Origin of the sequence: Endozoicomonas sp. ALE010 (genome assembly GCF_049310165.1) — a bacterium.
GTDB lineage: Bacteria > Pseudomonadota > Gammaproteobacteria > Pseudomonadales > Endozoicomonadaceae > Endozoicomonas.
On sequence record NZ_JBLYNV010000009.1, the window covers coordinates 25414 to 45771 of the forward strand.

At 48.5% G+C, this 20358-nt stretch carries 16 protein-coding genes and 1 pseudogene; 6 read left to right on the forward strand and 11 right to left on the reverse strand.

Annotation, left to right across the window (positions count from 1 at the left end; all coding sequences use genetic code 11):
- Window positions 1-45: 45 nt before the first annotated feature.
- Window positions 46-270 (reverse strand): hypothetical protein, encoded by a 225-nt coding sequence (locus tag ACO6UY_RS06065; RefSeq protein WP_101745280.1) that lies wholly within the window; start codon window positions 268-270, stop codon window positions 46-48.
- Between the two features lie 333 nt (window positions 271-603).
- On the opposite strand from ACO6UY_RS06065, the gene ACO6UY_RS06070 reads away from it, so the two are divergent.
- Window positions 604-837, forward strand: a complete 234-nt coding sequence (locus tag ACO6UY_RS06070; protein WP_101745279.1) for a cell division protein ZapB — start codon at window positions 604-606, stop codon at window positions 835-837.
- A 31-nt stretch (window positions 838-868) separates the two neighbouring features.
- On the opposite strand, the gene ACO6UY_RS06075 is transcribed toward ACO6UY_RS06070, so the two are convergent.
- The 4 genes and pseudogenes from ACO6UY_RS06075 to ACO6UY_RS06090 all read right to left on the reverse strand — a co-directional run bounded on the left by ACO6UY_RS06075 (window position 869) and on the right by ACO6UY_RS06090 (window position 4918).
- Window positions 869-2797, reverse strand: a complete 1929-nt coding sequence (locus tag ACO6UY_RS06075; RefSeq protein WP_422449692.1) for an ATP-binding cassette domain-containing protein — start codon at window positions 2795-2797, stop codon at window positions 869-871.
- Between the two features lie 241 nt (window positions 2798-3038).
- Entirely contained in the window at window positions 3039-3731 is a 693-nt protein-coding gene (locus ACO6UY_RS06080) for a hypothetical protein (RefSeq protein ID WP_422450568.1), read from the reverse strand.
- A 27-nt stretch (window positions 3732-3758) separates the two neighbouring features.
- A pseudogene (locus tag ACO6UY_RS06085) lies at window positions 3759-3950 on the reverse strand (RING finger domain-containing protein); the annotation flags it as partial.
- 383 nt (window positions 3951-4333) lie between these two features.
- Window positions 4334-4918, reverse strand: coding sequence for a hypothetical protein (locus ACO6UY_RS06090; RefSeq protein WP_422449691.1), 585 nt, complete (start codon window positions 4916-4918; stop codon window positions 4334-4336).
- Between the two features lie 372 nt (window positions 4919-5290).
- Between ACO6UY_RS06090 and ACO6UY_RS06095 the strand changes: the two genes are divergently transcribed.
- Window positions 5291-5974, forward strand: a complete 684-nt coding sequence (locus tag ACO6UY_RS06095; protein WP_422461045.1) for an FKBP-type peptidyl-prolyl cis-trans isomerase — start codon at window positions 5291-5293, stop codon at window positions 5972-5974.
- A gap of 64 nt (window positions 5975-6038) precedes the next feature.
- On the opposite strand, the gene rsd is transcribed toward ACO6UY_RS06095, so the two are convergent.
- From rsd to ACO6UY_RS06110, 3 genes are all read right to left on the reverse strand, one after another.
- Window positions 6039-6509, reverse strand: coding sequence for a sigma D regulator (gene rsd, locus ACO6UY_RS06100; RefSeq protein ID WP_101745275.1), 471 nt, complete (start codon window positions 6507-6509; stop codon window positions 6039-6041).
- A 461-nt stretch (window positions 6510-6970) separates the two neighbouring features.
- Window positions 6971-8548: a glutamate--cysteine ligase gene (gene gshA / locus ACO6UY_RS06105; protein ID WP_422461043.1), complete on the reverse strand. Its 1578-nt coding sequence runs from the start codon at window positions 8546-8548 to the stop codon at window positions 6971-6973.
- 438 nt (window positions 8549-8986) lie between these two features.
- The gene (locus tag ACO6UY_RS06110; protein WP_422461041.1) at window positions 8987-11329 is read right to left on the reverse strand and encodes a Tex family protein; all 2343 of its coding nucleotides are present in this window, start codon (window positions 11327-11329) and stop codon (window positions 8987-8989) included.
- Window positions 11330-11690: 361 nt separating this feature from the next.
- Between ACO6UY_RS06110 and ACO6UY_RS06115 the strand changes: the two genes are divergently transcribed.
- A complete protein-coding gene (locus ACO6UY_RS06115; RefSeq protein WP_422461039.1) occupies window positions 11691-13670 on the forward strand; it encodes a hypothetical protein in 1980 nt (659 codons plus the stop codon).
- 239 nt (window positions 13671-13909) lie between these two features.
- Here the strand turns inward: ACO6UY_RS06115 and pckA are convergent, their stop codons facing one another.
- The 3 genes from pckA to ACO6UY_RS06130 form a co-directional block, all read right to left on the reverse strand.
- Window positions 13910-15523: a phosphoenolpyruvate carboxykinase (ATP) gene (gene pckA / locus ACO6UY_RS06120; RefSeq protein WP_422449686.1), complete on the reverse strand. Its 1614-nt coding sequence runs from the start codon at window positions 15521-15523 to the stop codon at window positions 13910-13912.
- A 328-nt stretch (window positions 15524-15851) separates the two neighbouring features.
- Window positions 15852-16721 (reverse strand): Hsp33 family molecular chaperone HslO, encoded by an 870-nt coding sequence (gene hslO, locus ACO6UY_RS06125; RefSeq protein WP_422461037.1) that lies wholly within the window; start codon window positions 16719-16721, stop codon window positions 15852-15854.
- A 406-nt stretch (window positions 16722-17127) separates the two neighbouring features.
- Window positions 17128-18438, reverse strand: coding sequence for a TolC family outer membrane protein (locus tag ACO6UY_RS06130; RefSeq protein ID WP_422461036.1), 1311 nt, complete (start codon window positions 18436-18438; stop codon window positions 17128-17130).
- Window positions 18439-18698: 260 nt separating this feature from the next.
- Between ACO6UY_RS06130 and pilG the strand changes: the two genes are divergently transcribed.
- The 3 genes from pilG to ACO6UY_RS06145 all read left to right on the forward strand — a co-directional run bounded on the left by pilG (window position 18699) and on the right by ACO6UY_RS06145 (window position 20256).
- Window positions 18699-19097, forward strand: a complete 399-nt coding sequence (pilG, locus tag ACO6UY_RS06135; protein WP_101745268.1) for a twitching motility response regulator PilG — start codon at window positions 18699-18701, stop codon at window positions 19095-19097.
- Between the two features lie 128 nt (window positions 19098-19225).
- On the forward strand, window positions 19226-19600 hold the full coding sequence (gene pilH, locus ACO6UY_RS06140; protein ID WP_101745267.1) for a twitching motility response regulator PilH: 375 nt from the start codon (window positions 19226-19228) through the stop codon (window positions 19598-19600).
- Window positions 19601-19698: 98 nt separating this feature from the next.
- Window positions 19699-20256: a chemotaxis protein CheW gene (locus tag ACO6UY_RS06145; RefSeq protein WP_422461034.1), complete on the forward strand. Its 558-nt coding sequence runs from the start codon at window positions 19699-19701 to the stop codon at window positions 20254-20256.
- The last annotated feature ends 102 nt before the right edge of the window (window positions 20257-20358 follow it).

The following is a 20358-nucleotide window of genomic DNA, read 5'->3' on the forward strand; positions in this document are numbered from 1 at the left end:
AGCTTATCCGGGATTGATGTCTGACCAGCGCCTGGCGGTGGGCCATCAGGTCCTGACGACAGGCAACTCCAAAGCCAGTTCGGTCAACGCCAGGACATGGCTCAAAAAGTAACCTTCAACCTGTCTTGAGCAAAAGTGCAGGTGTCGTTCATTAATGTATTCATCAACACTTTGGTTGTTGATCAGGGAAATATAGAAGGCCCGAATCGCCTCATCTTCAACATTCAAGGCTGAAATAATTCTGGCACAGGGCTGAGAAGTCTTGCTCATTTGGAACTCCCGAAGCGACAGGCTTCTGGGTACTTGTCTTCCTATGAAGGACTATCCTGCAATGAAACTTCATTCGGAATGGGCCCACAAGGCAACAGATTGCTCTGCTTTAAAATGCATGGCACTGATACCGATAAATTCAACTACCGGTAAATTCAACGATTATCTTGAATTAAACCTAGTATAGTCAGGCTTTACTGAAGTATTCTTAATAGCGGTAAACTCTTGTGATCAAAACCGTGATCAAAACCGATAAAAACGTGCTATCGTAACTTTCCGCAATAGTGCAAACTATTAAATACTTTTCACAGACCTCTCGGTGCAAATGTCGTTATGTCTATTGAATCCCTAGGCCAGCTTGAATCAAGACTCCAGAACCTGATTGACAAACTGGAACTGTCAAGAATGGAAGTAGAAGACCTCAGGTCTGCTAATACCCGCCTTGAAGAAGAAAATATCCAGCTTAAGCAGGAACTCAGCGCATGGGGTGACCGTGTGAGTGCTCTTTTGGGTAAGCTGGATATCGTAACAGAGGAAGAAGCCAGCGAGCAGGAAGCTGTCGCATAAAATTATGGGGCATTCATGCCCCACAATTTTATTAGTTGGTTTCGGCGTTTTCGATGGCCTCCAGGGCTTCCATCCATGCCTCTTCTATTTCCAGGGCTTGCTGTTTAAGTGCTGTTTGCCGGGTTAGCAGCTCTTTCAATTTTTCTTTGGCGGTTTCTTCGTATATCAAAGGGTCAGAGAGCCGTTCTTCAACCTGTTCAAGGGACGATTGCAGGTCTTCCAGCTGACTTTCCAGTTGCTCCGCTTTTTGCTTCAACGGCCTTAGTGCTTTTCGCCTTTCAGCCTCCTGGCGTCGTATGTCTTTCTTCTGTTGTGCGTTCTGTTGTGAAGAGCCAACCAGTTCCCCGCCATTCTCTTCGTTTCTGGCGCTTCGGGATTCATTACGTTCCTTAGAGCGAAGATGATCCAGCCATTGGCTGTAGTCATCCAGATCACCTGAATACTCTTCCATCCGGCCATCATGAACCAGATAAAGCTCGTCGGTGGTGCTGCGAATCAGGTTTCGGTCATGGGAAACCAGAATCACCGCCCCCTCAAATGACTGTAAGGCCATGGTCAGGGCCAGACGCATATCAAGATCAAGATGGTTGGTTGGCTCATCAAGCAGCAACAGGTTTGGCTTCTGCCAGCCAATGATCGCCAGAGCCAGTCTCGCTTTCTCACCACCGGAAAACCCCTGAATCGACTCCAGGGCCTTATCACCATGAAAACCAAACCCGCCAAGAAAGTTTCTCAACGTCTGCTCTTTGGCCTCCGGCGAAAGCCTTTGCAGATGAAGCAGAGGGCTGGCATTGAAATCCAGACTCTCCAGCTGGTGCTGGGCGAAGTAGCCAATGCTTAAGTGTTCTCCCAGATGGACCTTGCCCGAAATCAGTGGCAATTCCCCGGCAAGTGTTCTGATCAGGGTTGACTTACCAGCGCCATTCGCACCAAGGAGCCCGATACGGCTGCCAGGTTGAATATTGATGCTGAGTTTTAATAACGGCTTATCACCATAACCGAGCTCAGCCGTATCCAGTACCAGTAACGGTGCAGACATCTTATCGGCTTCCGGAAAGGCAAAAGAGAACGGTGAATCCACATGGGCCGCTGAAATATCTTCCAGCCTTGCCAGCGCCTTCAGGCGACTTTGAGCCTGCTTGGCTTTGGTCGCCTTGGCCCTGAAACGTTCAACAAATTTTTCCATATGAGCCCGCAGTTTCTGCTGCTTCTCAAAGGCAGCCTGCTGCTGTTGCAGTCGCTGTGCGCGCAGGTGCTCAAAAGCTGAATAGTTGCCACGGTACTGGAACAGTGTCTGATGTTCTATATGGAGTGTGTGATCCGTAATGGCATCGAGAAAATCCCGGTCATGGGAAATAACCAGCAACGTTCCCGGGTATCGCTTGAGAAAGTTTTCCAGCCAGACAATGGCATCAAGATCCAAATGGTTGGTGGGTTCATCCAGTAACATAATGTCTGACGGGCACATCAAGGTCTTGGCCAGATTCAGGCGCATCCGCCATCCACCGGAAAAGTCGCGGACATTTTTGTTCAGTACCTGGTGATTAAAGCCCAATCCATGCAGCAACTGTTCTGCCCGGGAACGGGCTGTGTAACCATCGGCACTCAGCAGTTGCTCATGGAGATCGGCCAGTTTTTCGTGCTTTCCTGCCGCTTCTGCCTCAGTAATCGCCTGCTCTATCCGGCGCAGCTCAATATCACCATCCAATACATAATCCACGGCATTTCGGTCCAGGACATCAATTTCCTGAGCCATATGCGCCAGTCCACGCCCCTTATCAAACGCGAGTTCACCTTTATCAGGTTGCAAATCTCCGGTAAGCAACGCAAGCAGGCTTGATTTGCCACACCCATTAGCACCCACAAGGCCAACGTGCTGACCGGAATGGATAATTGTTGATGCATTCTCCAGAAGGAGCTTGCCAGACCTTAAAAGGCTGATGGAATTCAATGTGATCATTGACATGGTCTAATTGTGGACGACCGATCAGGCTAATAATAAAGGAGAGGCCTATCGTGACGCCGGAAAAAACATACTGCTACCTGCAAGAGGGTATCATCGAAGCAGCAAAGACTGGGTGACGGTATAAACCGCCAGCTCAGAGAAGGCAAAAAATTCTTTGAACAAAAAGCCAAATCTTAAACACCTTGTTCAATTTATCTATAGTAACTCCCAAGAGTCGATGACCGGTAGGAAAGGATTAATTAGTGCTTTCGTTCGTTTGATTCGTGCCCAGCACCCTTGTTGCTACAGAGTTTACCGTTGCAACCGATTGCAATTGATTGACTCTCTGGTTTCTCTCCCTGCGAGCCCTATTACTTTCCCTCCGGCGTTGCCTTTGGTGCTCGGCATAAGCAGGGTCATTCTGTTGGCGCTCCCTTTGGCGCTGCCTATACTCCCTTTCACGTTCCCTTTGGCGTTGCCTTTGGTGCTCGACATAAGCAGGGTCATTCTGGTGACGCTCCCTTAGGCGCTGCCTATACTCCCTTTCACGTTCCCTTTGGCGCTCTGCGTAAGCAGGCTCATTCTGGTAACGCTCCCTTTGGCGCTGCCTATACTCCCTTTTACGTTCCCTTTCGCGCTCTGCGTAAGCGGGATCATTCCGATAACGTGCCCTTTGCAGCTCCCTTTTGCGTGCCCTTTCACGCTCGGCGTAAACAGGATCAATTTGGCTACGCGCCGCCTGGTATGTACTTTGTCGCCTCCTCTGGTACTGTGCATAAGCAGGGTCATTTTGGTAGCGCGCCCTTGCGCGTTCCCTTTGTTGCTCCCTTATGCGATCTACATAAACAAGAGCATTCTGGTTGATATCCCGCTGGGGCACTGAGTCAGGCCTGCCCTGCCCATGCTCCCCTTGGCCCGTGGTAGCTGAATTGACTAATGCTTTTGCCAAACTCGATAAATCCGTTCTGCAAAGTGGACAGGTAGTCCTATTTGCGAATTGTTTTTGTGCAATGAGAGAATTTTTAAGGCAATCAGTGTGAAAGGTGTGTTTACACACGCCAGTGACGAGAGTAGCCACATCTCTGCCGAAGGCCATCAGGCAGACAGAACATTTTTCTGCTTCCGGGCTGCTTGTCTGGATCGTGAAAGGGTTGATTCCATCAATCATGTTAAATACCCTTTTGTTTTATTCTGTTCAGACTGTATTTGCAGATTTTAGTTCCCGATACTTATTTCAAGGAAATAGCGTGTATGAATGCTATTACCGTAATAGCTATCGATCAGACTCATTTCAAATCAGGGCAAAGATCCAAAACCTATCAGCCCAGGTACTTTCATCATGAGTCATGTCCCAGCCACAGTTTTTGGGTTGGTTCCTGGTAACTGCTTTCACTGAGGTATCGGGTTTGCGAAGATTAAGTGACAACTGTCTTTCAATGCGGACAGGTAACTCAGAGGAATCGAATATCTAGAGAGGAGAAAAGAGTGAAGATACAAAAATAATAAGGGGGAATAGAATTCCCCCTTTAGAGCTTCGAGTTACCAACTATGTTACTTCTTTTTAGCAGGAGACTTTTTTGCAGCTGCTTTTCTGGCTGGAGCCTTCCGCTTGGCAGCTACTTTTTTGGCTGCTGGCTTTTTCTTAGCGGCCACTTTCTTTTTAGCTACAGGCTTCTTCTTAGCCACAACTGCCTTTTTGGCTGCTGGCTTTTTCTTGGCAGCTACTTTCTTTTTAGTGGCAGGTTTCTTCTTTGCTACTACTTTCTTCTTGGCCGCTGGTTTCTTCTTAACAGCCACTTTTTTCTTGGTTACTGTCTTTTTCTTGGCTGCCGCCTTTTTGACGGTGGCGTTCTTCTCAGTAGTTTTCTTCTTTACCGCTACCTTTTTCTTGGCAGTGGCTTTTTTAGCAGTGCTTTTTTTAGCAGTAGCTTTCTTGGCACTGGCCTTGGCCTTTTTCAAGGCTTCTTTGGCTTTTTCCAGCTTTTTCTTCAGTGCGTCGATTTCTTTTTCCCACTTTTTCACCATGTCGACCTTTTTAACGGTCTTGCTGGCAGTGGTTTTTTTAGCAGGAGCTTTTTTAGCAGCAGCCTTCCTGACAGTGCTTTTTTTAGCTGCAGTCTTCCTTGTTGCAGGCATTGGGTCGTCCCTCGTTTTAATTTAACCAATCTACTAGTAGTTAGTACATCGTAATAAAAACTGAATAATTTATATCCAGTTTTAATTCCAACATAGAGTGCTTATTCGTCATCTGCAAATTTTTTTTTAGCTTTCTCTCTGTTTTTTTTCTAATTAAATTCCATTTTCCTAAAACAGATAGATAGAAGAGGACGTGTATTTTTCATATTCATTATCTCGAAAAACACTTTAAATAAGGCACTTTTTCATTACACAACCCTCGTCCGGGGTTGCCAAAAAAACAAATTTACTAAATGATAGGGCTCAGAGTTACCTGTACTGAAAAGACTGTGCCAAAACGCAGGATACAAATTTATCAGAAAGAGTGTAAATATGATCTTCAAAGCGCTTGCCAGCGTTACCCTGTTCTCTTACTCACTGTGTTCATTTGCCGCTCTGGAAACAGACAATGACAAATTAAGCTATAGCCTCGGAGTGTCCATGGCAGAGCAACTGAAACAATTTGATGGGATCAATGTTAACGCCGTTATCCAGGGGGTAGAGGATAATCTTGGCAACCAGGTTTTACAGCTGTCACAGGATGAAGTCACCTACTTTATAGATTTAGCGCAGGTGCAAAAGAAAAACCTCGAACAGGTTCAGTACCAGGCAGCAGCGCATGAGAGCCTGGAAAAAAGCCAGCTTTTTATGACAGAAAACAGCAAAAAACCAGGCATTGTTGTGCTGGAAAGCGGTTTGCAGTACCGGGTACTGACAAAAGGTACTGGCATCAAGCCATCCCTTACTGATCATGTAACCGTTCACTATGAAGGCCGCCGGATAGACGGAACCCTTTTCGAAAGCTCATACACTCGAAACCAACCCGCCACTTTCCAGTTAAACCGGGTTATCGCGGGCTGGACAGAAGGAATACAGAAAATGCCTGAAGGTTCTACCTGGGAGCTTTTTATTCCCTCGACTCTGGCCTACGGCTCCAGCGGTATTCCCGGAATCATCGGACCTAATGAGGCAATTATTTTCAAGGTAGAACTCAGGGATGTGAACAAAAGCAGTTAAAAATGAAATGAGGACAAAGCGACTGTATGGTCTGAATACAGTTTGTCCTCATCTGATCTGAACATCATGATCCCGTGAGCCTTTCCCGGTGGGATTCATGCAGAGTTTCTATCATTTTATCTTCAAGACTGAAACGTTCTGCCAGCGTTTCACCTAATTCCGATACAGCGCCCTGGAGTTTTTGCAGAGAGCTGATTGATTCACAACTGTCATTAAATTTCAGACATCTTGAGGTATTCTCTTCAAGCTTTGGCAGCACCGTATGAGCCAGTTCAACGCCCCCATCATTAAATTCCCGGGCTTCCTGAATCAACTGCTCGTAAACCTCAAAGTGACCAGCTGACGCATAATCCACCAGAATCTGGCACAGTTCCTTTAATTTACTGACTACCGGACGCTTGTCATCATCAAATTGATCCATTCCATTGATGGAGCAGTAAAGGACGATCAGCTCCTGACGCTCGTTGAGCCAGCGATCAATAATTTCTGATACACCTCCCCAACGTTCTTTAGCCGTTTGGCAACCCTCCAGCATGATAGACAGTTCCTCTTTAACAATTAGATCTCTTCTGCGTGAATGGGGACCTCGTAAGCGCCTTTGTCAGGCAGCTCAGATGCTAGGTTATGACAGTGAATTTTTTGCGGCAAGCGTTTATTTTTCAAAACACAACACAATTTAAATTGCAAGTTTTGCAGGAACGTTATGAATCCAATGGTTTCAGGGAGTTTTCATGGTAGTCCAACAACTTTTTCAACTAAAAAAAAACCATTTAATTAAAAAAAATTATTTTAATTTCCAGATTCTGATACTAGTTCAGATACTGCTGGCAGTATCCTGATTTCATCCAGATAAAAGCAACTTTCCAAAGTCTGATTTAAAGATGGAGCCGGGTACTGTCTATTAATTTCTGCCACCCTCACTGCCACGCTCTAATCTCAGACATTCGCCAGAGAGTCCTTTCCACCGGCGACTGACTAAAGGCAATGGTTCAGGAACTATTCTGCTGCCTTATATTCCTGCAGGAACGTATCAAAGTCACGGCTATCATTGTTTTCTGTTGCCAGCTGATCAGCAACAGAGCGCTGGGCAAGCTGTTCAAAGTAGGCTATTCGTTCATCGCTCAGATCGTGCTCAGAGAAGCGTTTGGAGTGCTTTTCCGATAAAGACATCATCAACTCAAGATAACCGGAATCTCCGGTTTCAAGGGTATTAAGCACCTGCGCAGAAGGGGTTAAAGCGGCATCTTTCAGCTTTTCTCTTTGCGCACACAGGCTCTCAACAAACGTTGATGATTCGTTTGCCTGGTCAAGAATCTCAGCAATGGGAGACATGTCATCCAGCAGCTGTAGCCCCCAGCTCTGGAGCAGGACAGGCTGCCCTTGCTGTCTTAACTCGACACCCGGGCGGCGGCCTTCTGTAACCGCTGTTTTGAAATTATTGCTGACCTCATCACACTCATCGGCATGAATAGGATTGCTGTTCTGCAACGAACAGTAGACCAGGAAAACATCCAGAAAATGGGCATCCTGCTCACTCAGTCCCATTGGTTCAAAGGGGTTGATATCAAGGCAACGTACCTCAACATATTCAACGCCTTCGTTGCGCAGGGCGGTCACTGGTTTTTCACCGGAACGGGCAATCCGCTTGGGGCGAATGGTGCTGTAATATTCATTCTCTATCTGCAACAGGTTGGTATTCAGTTGCAGGTATTTACCGTCTTGTTTCAGACCAATGGCTTCATAGGGAGGGTATGGTGTGCGAATGGCGCTGGAAAGGCTGTCCACGTACTCTTCCAGTGTGTTGTAACAAATTTTCAGGGAAGACTGGGCGTGATTGCTGTACCCCATATCGCTCATACGTAACGACGTCGCATAAGGAAGAAAAAGCGAGTCTTTATCCAGCGCCTGCAGGCCTGACTGAACCCCGCTATCGGCAAAAAAACTTCGGCTAACGGCTGGAGAGGCCCCAAACAGGTACATTAGCAGCCACGAGTAACGCAGAAAATTCCGGATCAGGGAAAAATAACCCGCTGACCTGAAGTCCTGAGCGCTGATCTCCTCTTGTCCGGAGGACTGCTGTAACAGGGCCCAGAACTCTTCTGGCATAGAGAAGTTGTAGTGAATACCGGCAATGGTTTGCATTGGCTTGCCATAGCGATGCCAGAGCCCTTCACGATAAACACTTTTCATTACCCCGATATTGGAACTCCCATACTGCGCGATAGGAATACTGTCATCCCCTTCCAGCAGCGGCGGCATACTGCCGGCCCAGAGGAACTCTGTTGCCATATTCTGGCAGGTATACTGGTGCAGCTGCTCCAGAAAGGAGAGCGTATCGCTGATGCGGCTGTGCACCGGTGTTATGAATTCAAGCAATGCTTCAGAATAGTCAGTGGTGATATAAGGGTGGGTTAATGCACGCCCCAGTTTCTCAGGATGATTTTTCCGGGAAAGACGGGCATCTGAGGTAACCCTGAGACTTTCACGCTCAATACCATGGCAGATGCCATGAAGAACTGAATGGTTAGCACTGGACTGGAAAAGCTCCAGACGATCCTGATACTCAGTAGCCAAGGTACAGATCCAATAATAATTATCTATAACATTCGTTCAGAGAGATGATTCTAATTGGCAACACGGATACCCGCGACCACGACACCATGAACGAACTCTCATAAGTACTCAGCTTCAAACCGGGCAAGACAACCTGAATGAGCCTGATAAAATAGCAATCAGCTTAGCAGCTGACCACCGCCTGAGGTTGTCGCAAAAGACAGATCAACGGCATTTTCCGAAACTGCGAAGGGTAATCATTCCTGGCATATTACGTTTTGGCCCGGGAGCCTGTGCGACAGCCTCGTCCTGTCGTCCATATAATACCAGCCTGAATTGTCTAAATCCCCTAAAAAAAGCCAGACAAAGGCTTGTCTGGCTCTTTCGTTGGCAGGCAAACATCGCCGTTAACAGTGTCTTTGCAGACACTGTCAAAACCGGCTTTTTCTCTGAGTTTGTTTACTTGCGAAGTTGTTTCGCATTGGCAAACAAGTCGGCAAAAGTACCACCTGAATCCTGCTTTTTACCACGATTTCCGGACTGACCGGCTTTCTGTGGCTTGCTGCGAGCTGCAGGCTTTTCGGTTCTGGCTTGCCGTGGTTGCTGGCGAGCTTCAGCACGCTCTTCGGCCTTATCCGACATCCGCATGGAAAGTCCGATACGCTTACGTGCAACGTCCACTTCCATGACTTTGACCTTAACGATATCGCCAGCTTTTACCACTTCACGGGGATCTTTAACGAAGTTTTCAGACAACGCGGAGATATGCACCAGACCATCCTGATGGACGCCAACATCCACAAACGCACCAAAGTTTGTGACGTTGGTGACCACGCCTTCCAGTTCCATATTCAGCTTCAGATCGCGGATATCTTCAATGCCATCCTTGAATTCGGCGGCTTTGAAATCCGGACGCGGGTCACGACCAGGCTTATCCAGCTCACTGATGATGTCAGTAACGGTGGGCAGACCAAAGGTTTCGTCGGTAAAGTCCGCCGCATTCAGGCCCTTTAAGAAAGCCGAGTCCCCGATCAGGGCTCGCACATCCCGGCTTGACTGGTTGGCAATCTTCTCTACCACTGGATACGCCTCAGGGTGCACGGCAGAACTGTCCAGAGGGTTATCACCATTCATTACTCTCAGGAAGCCTGCGGCCTGCTCGAAGGTTTTAGCACCAAACCGGGCCACTTTCTGCAGGTCCTTACGACTTCTGAAGGTACCATTTTCATTGCGATAGGCAACGATGTTGTCGGCCAGAGTTCGGTTAAGGCCCGATACGCGTGCCAGCAGGGCGCTGGAAGCGGTATTAAGATCAACACCTACCGCGTTTACACAGTCCTCAACTACCGCTTCCAGAGAGCGGGACAGATTGATCTGGCTGACATCATGCTGGTACTGGCCCACCCCGATGGATTTCGGCTCAATCTTAACCAGTTCGGCCAGAGGGTCCTGTAAACGACGGGCGATGGATACGGCACCACGGATAGAAACATCCAGGTCCGGGAATTCACGGGCAGCCAGTTCAGATGCAGAGTACACGGATGCACCGGCTTCGCTGACCACAATTTTGGTCAGGCCCAGTTTTGGATAGCTGCGCATCAGTTCAGCAGCCAGACGGTCCGTTTCACGGGATGCCGTGCCATTACCGATACTGACCAACTCAACCTGATGGGTCAGACAGAGGGTGGCCAGAGTGCCAAGGGCCTCCTTCCATTTCTTCTGGGGAGCATGGGGGTAAATAGTCGTATGCTCGACCAATTTACCCGTACCATCCACCACGGCAACCTTCACACCGGTTCTCAAGCCCGGATCCAGACCCAGGGTTGGCCTGAGGCCAGCAGGTGCCGCCAGCAGCAAGTCTTTCAGGTTCTTGGCAAAGACCTTGATGGCTTCATCTTCAGAATTTTCGCGGATGCGAGTCATTAACTCGGTTTCCAACTGAGACAGCAACTTAACCCGCCAGGTCCAGCGCACCACATCCTTCAACCAGTCATCTGCCGCCCGGCCTTTATGCTCAACCTTCCAGAAATCAGCCACCAGCTTTTCACAGGGATGGGTTTCACGACGGTCTTCCGGCTCATTGGCGAGGCGGATGTTAGCCTGCAATACCCCTTCATTTCGCCCACGGAAGATGGCCAGCGCCCGATGGGACGGAGCAGTTTTCAGTGGCTCATCGTGCTCAAAGTAATCGCGGAACTTGGCACCTTCCTCTTCTTTACCCTCAACGCCACGACTGCTCAGGATGCCTTCATCCCATAGCAGCTCACGCAGCTGACCCAGCAGTTCGGCATCCTCGCTGAAACGTTCCATCAGGATATAGCGGGCACCTTCCAGAGCTGCCTTGATATCCTCTACGCCCTTATCTGCGTCAACAAAAGCCGCTGCTTCCACCTCAGGCGCTTTTTCCGGGGTATCGAACAGCAGATCGGCCAGAGGCTCCAGACCCGCCTCACGGGCAATCTGAGCCTTGGTACGGCGTTTGGGCTTGTAGGGAAGATAAAGGTCTTCCAGGCGGGTTTTGGTCTCTGCGGAGCGGATATCTTTTTCCAGTTCAGGCGTCAGCTTGTCCTGTTCGGTAATGCTCTTGAGAATGGCTTCACGGCGCTCTTCCAGCTCTCGCAGATAACGAAGACGTTCTTCCAGCGTTCTCAGCTGAGTATCGTCCAGACCTCCGGTGACCTCTTTTCGATAACGGGCAATGAAAGGCACCGTAGAGCCATCATCAAGCAGCTGTACAGCACTGGTGACCTGTTCAGGTCTGGCACCCAACTCATCAGCTATACGCTGGGAGATACTCTGCATAAAACACACTCATCATGGGAATCAAAACAATAGGACAGTTTCCAGAAAATGCTCAGAAACAGCACCATTTCTGCATCCAGCCGGTAATCAATGTCTATCTTTACCTGAAAAATTCAAGCCATAAAGACACGCTAATGACCACAGAAAACCCGGAATTATAACGAAACTGAACCATTTGTATGCAAACAAACCTTCAGAGTACCGGAAAATGCCTAAGGCAGGAACTTTTTCCCTGTTTACTGATCTACAGCTCAAATACTGATGACTCAGACAGGCAACAGCATGACGAGTCAAATATCCATTGGATGCTACTGATCAATGGTCCTGTAAATTCACTTTGCGGCAATATACCGGAGTTATTATGGAACCATCAGCACAGAGTCACTTCAGCGGTTCGCTTGGTAACGCCACCCCAAGGAATTTGGCAAAAGACCAACAGGCATTAATTAACGGTCTGGAGCCAGTATCCAGGTTAGTGGCTAAATTTAACAAAAGTATTTCAGAAGTCCCCAAACAGACTCAATCGCTCAAACGGTTGAAACTGGATTTACCACCCGGATGGGTGGCCATCACAGATACAGATATTGGTGATCGTAAACCGAACATTGTCAGGCTGAATTTTTCCACCAGTTATGTTTCACCAGACGCCAGTGTGGCCGATGCATCGCAACCCCATGAACAGCCCCATACCGGGATGATACCGGGCGATAGTCGTATTGAGCCTGGCTCTGTTACCCCCCGGAAGAGTGACATTTTTCAATGCCGGACAAATCGTCTTGAATTCAAACTGAAGGCCAGCTTTGGTTGTTATATTCAGGAGGTCAGTATCAGCCCAACGGGTAAGAATCTGTTAATCACGGGTTGCGACAGCTTAAGAGATTTCAGTCTGAGAACCTGGCGACAAGATCCGGATGGCAACTGGTCGAAGAACGGGAAGATCGAGGGTTCCCAAAAGATTTTTGGTCAGCTAAACCCGTCAGAAGATACGCTTCTGAGCCTCTGTGACGATGGCGATGTCAAAGTGAGTAAGCTGAATAATGATGGCTGTTGGGAGGAGGTGGCGGCACTTGCACACAACCCACTTGAAAAAAACCATCCGCCAGTGACTGCAAGTTTCAGCCCGTTGCATGATAAAATTGTGACCTTCGACCCAAGGAATCTCAAAATCAACGTACTGCGTCTGGACAGTAACGGCCGGTGGACCCGACAACGCCAGCCATTAGAGATCATTTGCGCCATGCAAACTGAGCTTAAGAAACCGCCCTTCAAGACCACGAACAATTATTTACTGACCCTCAATAACAACAGATCAGCGACCATCTGGGGCTTTAACGATGAGAACAACTGTCTTAAGGTGAAAACGGTCATGCATAGCCACGTGGAACTCAAAGCTGCCCTCCTGAGCAGTGATGAGCAGCATGCACTGACCAGAGACACAGCCAAAAACGTTATAATCTCCGGTTATGACAATAACGGTGACTGGGTAGATAAAAAAACGATTCCGGGTTGCAATTATGTCGACTTCAGCCCCTCCGGATGTAAATTACTGGCCTATCTCAATCGTGGTGCTTTTATACTCTGTAACTGCAACCGTAATGATGACACTTTGGATAAAGGTCAGTGCTTCAGGCACATCGGCAGTGACACAGCCATCTTCAGCCCCTTCGAGAATTTTCTCCTGAGCTACGGCAAGCAAACCAGTGACGTTTGCATTTGGGGTGATGACGGGGAAGGCAACCTGATTAACAAGGCATGGATACGTCATCAGGGAGCCATCGACAACGCTGCCTTCAACCATCAGGAGGACAGTGTACTGACCAGCAGCCTTAATGATAACACGGTGAAAATCCAGAGCCTCGACAGCCAGGGCCAATGGCAGGAACAGCTGGTGGTTCAACTTGAAGGCAGAGTCGATGACAGCCGGTTTTCACCCTCAGGGCGTATGGCCTGTGCCCTTCACTTTACCACAGACTCTGAATCCTACATCCTTTGGCGCAATGACGATGGCAAGTGGATCAAACATGCTGTGACCATCCCTGATGGCTATGGCCTCAGAGGTGCCGAATTTAATGGGACAGATAACCGCTTTCTGACCTATGGCAGCAAAGACATTCAGCAGGATCATCACAAGCCGGGTTTTGTGCAACTCTGGTGCAAGGGTGATGATGGTGAATGGATAGATGAAGAACTGATAATCTTGGATCATCGCGTTAGAGGGGCCAAATTTAGCCCCGATGGTGATTATTTAATAATTCACTGCGCCAATGATCTAACGTGCCTCATACCGAAAGGATCTACTGCGCTGCTCTGGAAAATTCCTGCCAGAGAGAGACAATCTTAAACAGCCCCGACGAGGGAGTATAAGTAGTTGGCCAAATGGAATCGTATATTTCTGGCTAAGTGGGCAGTTGCTATGCAAGGCGCAACGTAGGGAGCATAGCCGTAGCTATGTGACCGGAGTTGCAACGCCGCAGAGTGACTGACAACTTAGTCAGAAATATATGATTTCATTTGGTTAACTACTTATCACCCAGGACGGGGAGATTATTGCCCCGTCCTTCCCACGGAACTGTATACCTATCAGCCCAGTGATGGACCGGCAGCTACCAGCGCCTTACCTTCTTCGTTATCGGTAAACTTAACAAAGTTGGTGATAAATCGATCCGCCAGGTCGTGTGCCTTACGCTCCCATTCTGCCGGGTCCTCATAGGTATCCTGAGGGTTCAGAATACTGCCATCAACGCCAGCAACACTTTGCGGTACATGCAATCCGAAGAAAGGCAGCGTTTTGGTTTCGGCCTTATCGATAGAGCCATCCAGAATGGCGTCAATGATCGCCCGGGTTGCCTTGATGGAGATGCGTTTGCCGGTACCATTCCATCCCGTATTTACCAGATAAGCGTTAGCGCCATGGGCTTCCATCTTCTTAACCAGCTCTTCAGCATACCTGGTTGGGTGCAGTGACAAGAAGGCAGCACCGAAGCAAGAAGAGAACGTCGGTGTTGGCTCCGTGATACCACGCTCAGTGCCCGCCAGTTTCGCGGTAAAACCGGAGAGGAAGTGGTACTTGGTCTGCTCAGGGGTCAGACGGGCGACCGGCGGTAAAACACCAAAAGCATCGGCAGTCAGGAAGATCACTTTTTTGGCGTGACCAGCCTTGGAAACCGGCTTAACAATGTTATCGATATGATACAGCGGATAGGAAACCCGGGTATTTTCGGTTTTTGAGCCATCATCAAAGTCAATGTTACCCTGGGCATCAACGCTTACGTTTTCCAGCAACGCGTCACGACGAATGGCGTGGAAAATCTCAGGCTCATTTTCTTCTCTCAGGTTAATGGTCTTGGCATAACAGCCGCCTTCAAAGTTGAACACGCCATCATCATCCCAGCCATGTTCATCATCACCGATCAAGGCACGCTTGGGATCGGCAGAGAGTGTGGTTTTCCCCGTTCCGGACAGGCCAAAGAAAATGGCAGTATCACCCTGCTCACCCACATTGGCAGAACAGTGCATGGACGCTATGCCTCTGAGCGGCAGAAGGTAGTTCATAATGGAGAACATCCCTTTCTTCATTTCACCGCCATACCAGGTACCACCAATCACCTGGATCCGCTCCGTGAGATTGAATGCCACAAAGTTTTCCGAGTTGAGACCGTGCTCCTGCCATTTCGGGTTGGTGCATTTGGCACCGTTCATGACAATAAAGTCCGGTTTAAAGCCCTGCAGCTCATCTTCGCCGGGCCGGATAAACATGTTCTTGACGAAGTGAGCCTGCCATGCCACTTCGGTCACAAAACGCACACTCAGGCGTGTTTCAGGATTAGCGCCACAAAAACCGTCAATAATGAACAGACGCTTGCCGGACAGTTGATTGGTTACCAGTGATTTAAGATCTGCCCAGACTTCTTCAGTAATTGCCTTGTTATCATTTTTACCCTGGTCTGACCACCAGATGGTATCCCGGGTTGTATCGTCTTTGACGATGTATTTGTCCTTCGGAGAACGGCCAGTGAAGATACCGGTATCCACCGACACTGCCCCCATTTCAGTAACTACCCCTTGTTCATAACCTTCCAGCTCCGGACGGGTCTCTTCCTCAAACAGCGTTTCATAAGAAGGGTTATAAACCACATCAATGACATCCTTGATTCCGACAGCAGCCAGAGCTTCCTTTACGTTTACATGGGCCATGCAAAGTTCTCCTAAGGCAATACGCTCAACTTAACGTTTTGTGTTGTTAGATTATGGTAATTTTTGTGACGTGCTATGATAGGGTATTGGATCTATTATTGAAATATAACTCTGGAATTACAGGTTATAGACCCCCTCATCACGCCTCTTGGTTAATTGAGTCTGGTAAAAACGTTAAACCTTTGTCGGCTTAAAAGTATTGCCCCGAGTCAAATTTATCATCAGTCACTGGAAGAAAATACAGACGAATACTGTCGCCTTTTACTCTGACTGGCCAGAAATTCAATGGAATTCCTGACCGGATCGGAAGGAGAGGAATCAGAAAACTTCAGTGAAGTTGTGGTTTTTCGTTAAAGATTGAATCGATGTCATCTTTACCAAAGACATATTGGTGATTGCAGAACTGGCAGTCCATCGCCACCTGACCTTCTTCTTCAATAATTGACTCAATTTCTTTGCGATCCAGAGTGCTGATGATTTTTGCACTTCTTTCCTGAGAACAGGTGCAGACGAAACGAACAGGCTCCTTGTCAAAAATACGGACAGTTTCTTCATGAAACAGTCTGACCAGCAGTGTTTCATGATCCAGCTCCAGCAGCTCAGCATCTTGAGTGGTTTCAGCAAGAGCCATCATGCGCTGCCAGGATTCAGCGCGAATGTCCTCGGAAAGCTCAACACTGGCGGGCAGAGCCTGCAACAGAAAACCGCCACAGGTTTGGCCATCACAGGCCAGCCACAGGCGAGTCTGCAACTGCACGGATTGCGTAAAATAGTCTTCAAGACTGGCTGACAGCGTTTCCTTTTCCAGGGGAACAATGCCCTGGTAACGCTTACCTTTGACCGGGTCCACGGTAATCAACAGGCTTGCCTTGCCCAGAAGCTCCTGAAGCGTTCCCTCAGAAAGATCATCCTTGAATTGTGCAACCGCTCTGAACGACCGCTGGTCGGTACATTCCACCATAAGCAAAGTCAATGGCCCGTCACCTCTGGCCTGAAGGGTAAGCAGCCCCTCAAATTTCAGTGTTGTACTCAACAGAAGGGCAGAGGCCACCAACTCCCCCAGCAGGCGTCTGACCACCTCGGGATAATTATGGGCAGCCAGGGCATCAACATAACTGTGGTTAAGGGAAACAATTTCACCGCGAATATCGGTATTTTCAAAGATAAAGCGTTGTACTGCATTATCAGTTCTGCTCATGAGCAACATTCCGTTTCGGGCTTATCAGAAAACTGACGACAGCATAATAAGATGTTAACCAACTACTTAACTACCGACCAAGCACAGGCAAGCCACTGATTTACTAAAACACATAAAATTGGAAGCGGCGTATTATATTACGATTCAGACAAAAACACTTCGCCCTGTTTATAGCTTCTCTTTCTAAATCGTTGTTTGGGTATAATCCAGGGAGGCCAGCTTGAGCTGGGAAAGGACATATCAGAAAGGTCAGGTGCTTAATAACACAGTATCTACATCACCCCATTTCACACCTTCCAAGCCAAAGATGAAGCATGGGCAGCTGATCCAGCCCAAACGCCATAGGTGTCGACACTCGCAATAATCCTCCTGTAGAAGGCTGACCGATTAGAAAATACGACGTTTTCTAACCATCCAGATGCCAGCTTTTCGGGATAGAAAATTCCACATTTTCCAGTAGCCTGCCCACCGCCGCCAGAACACGGTAACGGGCATAGGTTTCCTGATAGATGGCGGACGTTAAACTGTTGCTTGACTGAAATAATTCATTTTCGCTGTCCAGCAAGTCCAGCAGTGTCCGCTTACCAATGTTAAATTGCTCCCGGTATGCCGCAACCGTATCCCGGCTGGCATCTTCATGAAGCAATAAATACTCACGTTGTGCGCCAATAAACTGCAGAGCCGCCCAGCTGATACGCATTGTTTCTTCGACATTTCTCATGACCCTGGCTTTCTCGGAGCGCCGCTCTTCTGCCTGATGGGCACTCTCCAGCAAGCGAGCCTGATCACCGCCGCCACGGAATAAGTTGTAGCGAAGCCGAACCATGGCGACCGTATCACCATAATCACCCAGCTGGCCATCGGCATTGCGCCTCCAGCTTTGGTCTAACTCAGCATCCAGTGATGGCAGATAACTGCTTTTACGGGAAGAGTATGCGTGTTCCGATGATTCAACATCCATTTCAGCAGCTTTGACATTGGGGTGATCCTGCCTGCTGTTTTTAATGGCATTTTGCAAATCTTCTGGCAAATCAAGATGTGCAAAGCCGGGAAACTCCAAATCACCGGGACTATGCCCGACCAGGGCACGGTACTCACTTTCAGCATCCATCAGATTATTTCTGGCACTGATGAGATTGGCATTTGCTCTTGCCCGCCGCCCCTCTACCTGAATCAAATCAGAGCTTCGGGCCACCCCCTGACGGGCACGACGCTCAATCTGATCAAAAATTTCGTGATGAATGTCCAGGTTTTCTTCTGCCAGTTCCACCAGGTCACGACGCTCAAGCACTTTGAGATAGACATTGATAACCTGCAGCGCCAGATCTTCCAGTGTAGAGTAGAGTCGCCAGTGCTCCGCCTCAGCACCTTTACGGGCACCCTTCACGTTGTACCAGGTATTAAAACCGGCAAAGAGGTTCTGTTTCAGAGAAAATGAAGCTTCCTTGCGGGTGAGCTTGTCCCCATCGGTATCTGGACTGGTATCCTTTTGCTGTCTGCCGATACCGGCCGCAAGATCAATCGTTGGCCAGAAATCGGCAGCGACAGCATCGATATTTTTTCTCTCAGCCTTTAGACGGCTAAGAGCGACTTTTGCCTGAGGGTTTGAACGCAGAGCCTGGCCCAGTGCTTCTTCCAGAGATTCAGCTGAGACGTCAGCATTCCATCCAAGCAGGCCAGAAAACACGCTGATCAGCAGAAATTGAAAACGGTTCATGGAGGTCCCTGTCTCTTTCGCACGGAGATTTATTATCTAGATACATCGCCATGAACCGTGGGGACTTTACAGTTGGTTGGAAAAATCGTGACTTGTAACCATTACGTTTCTGGTCAGCAATGACCAACTTATGATAAAAAAGGATATTAAACGGTCCAGATATCCGGTTAAAACAGAATTAAGCCACTGGGAACGGACCAACAAGAAAAGAATGGCAGCGAACCATTGTCGCTTCTTCTGCGGATTGCCAGGGGTAAAACATGCAAGGTAGCGGAACAGACCTCAAGGTCATGATCATCGATGACAGCAAGACGATTCGTCGTACAGCTGAAACACTTCTAACCAAGGCGGGTTGCCAGGTGGTTACCGCCACCGATGGCTTTGACGCCTTGGCAAAAATCGCCGAGTCCGAACCGGACATCATCTTTGTCGATATCATGATGCCTCGTCTGGACGGCTATCAAACCTGTGCGCTGATTAAAAATAACAACGCATTTAAACAGATTCCCGTCATCATGCTCTCCAGTAAGGACGGTCTCTTCGACCGTGCCAGAGGACGAATTGCCGGTTCAGATTACTACCTGACCAAGCCATTCAGCCGTGATGAACTGTTCACAACGATTCGGGAACACTGCCCTGACTATGCTCTGGCCGTTTAACCGTACGTAAATGGGAAGCCCATGACGACGTCTCTGTCAATGAGACCCGGAAGGGCTCAGAAAATAAATAAAAGCAAGTAAGCAAGTTTGGTGCGGCCCTTATTCAGGCCAAAACACCCGGGGGATTTATGGCTAAGGTATTAATTGTTGACGACTCACCAACCGAACTGTACCAGCTGAGCGCAATGCTCGAGAAACATGGTCATACCGTAATGACGGCTGACAACGGTGCCGATGGTGTCGCCCTCTGCCGGGCAGAGCAGCCTGATGCGGTATTAATGGATATCGTCATGCCCGGCCTGAACGGCTTTCAAGCCACCCGACAACTCTCCAAAGATGGCAGTACTGGACACATTCCGGTCATTATTGTCACCACCAAAGATCAGGAAACGGATCGCGTCTGGGGCATGCGACAGGGAGCCAGAAACTATCTGACCAAGCCCATTAAGGAAACCCTGCTTCTGGAAACGCTGAACGAAGTCCTGAGTGATGCTGCGGCCTGAATCAGGCCCGGCTACTCCGAAAAACCCTTTCGGACACGAGGGCTATCCCGCATTCGTCACGGTCAATTGTCAAGGGAACAATGAAGGAAAGGAGTACTATGAGCAACTCCAGTCATCCGTTCGACTATCTGGAGACACTTGAGCAAAGTGCTTCCCTGTACAGTGCTCAAATCCCGATAGAGCAAACTGATCTGAGCTACTGGAAGGGTGTCAGCTTTGTGCTGGACGGCCAGCATTATATGGTTCAGGTTGGTTCAATATCTGAGATTCTTCCCGTTCCCCAGACAACGCCATTGCCCGGTGTGCAACGATGGGTCAGGGGATTAGCGAATGTCCGGGGACGTCTGATACCCGTCGTCAGCCTGGGCGACTTTCTGAAAGGTAACCAGGCCAGTTATGTTGCCAGTCAACCCAATCATAACAACCGGATACTTGTTATCGAGAAGAAAGACATTTCCGTTGGCCTTATCGTTGATGAAGTAAAAGGTATGCAGCAGTTTACCGTCGGCAGCCACGCAGATGAGATACCGGCGACCATTCCGGAAAATATTCATCCATTTACCCAGGGCTCCTATATCAAAGATCAACACTATGTCGTATTCAGTGTTGAGGGACTCGTTACCAACGAGCGTTTTCTAAAGGCCGCCAGTGAATAAACAGGATTTGATTTCACATCAGAAATCGGGGAATAAACCATGAAAGGCAATCAAGCGAATACGGGACAGGGAAGCAAGGCTAACAGAGCCACGATCGCTTCG

Coding starts and splice junctions, on each gene's coding strand:
- ACO6UY_RS06130 (WP_422461036.1), bottom strand. CDS start 18,438: ATGAACCGTTTTCAATTTCTGCTGATCAGCGTGTTTTCTGGCCTGCTT.
- pilG (WP_101745268.1), top strand. CDS start 18,699: ATGCAAGGTAGCGGAACAGACCTCAAGGTCATGATCATCGATGACAGC.
- ACO6UY_RS06070 (WP_101745279.1), top strand. CDS start 604: ATGTCTATTGAATCCCTAGGCCAGCTTGAATCAAGACTCCAGAACCTG.
- pckA (WP_422449686.1), bottom strand. CDS start 15,523: ATGGCCCATGTAAACGTAAAGGAAGCTCTGGCTGCTGTCGGAATCAAG.
- rsd (WP_101745275.1), bottom strand. CDS start 6,509: ATGCTGGAGGGTTGCCAAACGGCTAAAGAACGTTGGGGAGGTGTATCA.
- ACO6UY_RS06090 (WP_422449691.1), bottom strand. CDS start 4,918: ATGCCTGCAACAAGGAAGACTGCAGCTAAAAAAAGCACTGTCAGGAAG.
- hslO (WP_422461037.1), bottom strand. CDS start 16,721: ATGAGCAGAACTGATAATGCAGTACAACGCTTTATCTTTGAAAATACC.
- ACO6UY_RS06065 (WP_101745280.1), bottom strand. CDS start 270: ATGAGCAAGACTTCTCAGCCCTGTGCCAGAATTATTTCAGCCTTGAAT.
- pilH (WP_101745267.1), top strand. CDS start 19,226: ATGGCTAAGGTATTAATTGTTGACGACTCACCAACCGAACTGTACCAG.
- ACO6UY_RS06075 (WP_422449692.1), bottom strand. CDS start 2,797: ATGATCACATTGAATTCCATCAGCCTTTTAAGGTCTGGCAAGCTCCTT.
- ACO6UY_RS06115 (WP_422461039.1), top strand. CDS start 11,691: ATGGAACCATCAGCACAGAGTCACTTCAGCGGTTCGCTTGGTAACGCC.
- ACO6UY_RS06145 (WP_422461034.1), top strand. CDS start 19,699: ATGAGCAACTCCAGTCATCCGTTCGACTATCTGGAGACACTTGAGCAA.
- ACO6UY_RS06095 (WP_422461045.1), top strand. CDS start 5,291: ATGATCTTCAAAGCGCTTGCCAGCGTTACCCTGTTCTCTTACTCACTG.
- ACO6UY_RS06110 (WP_422461041.1), bottom strand. CDS start 11,329: ATGCAGAGTATCTCCCAGCGTATAGCTGATGAGTTGGGTGCCAGACCT.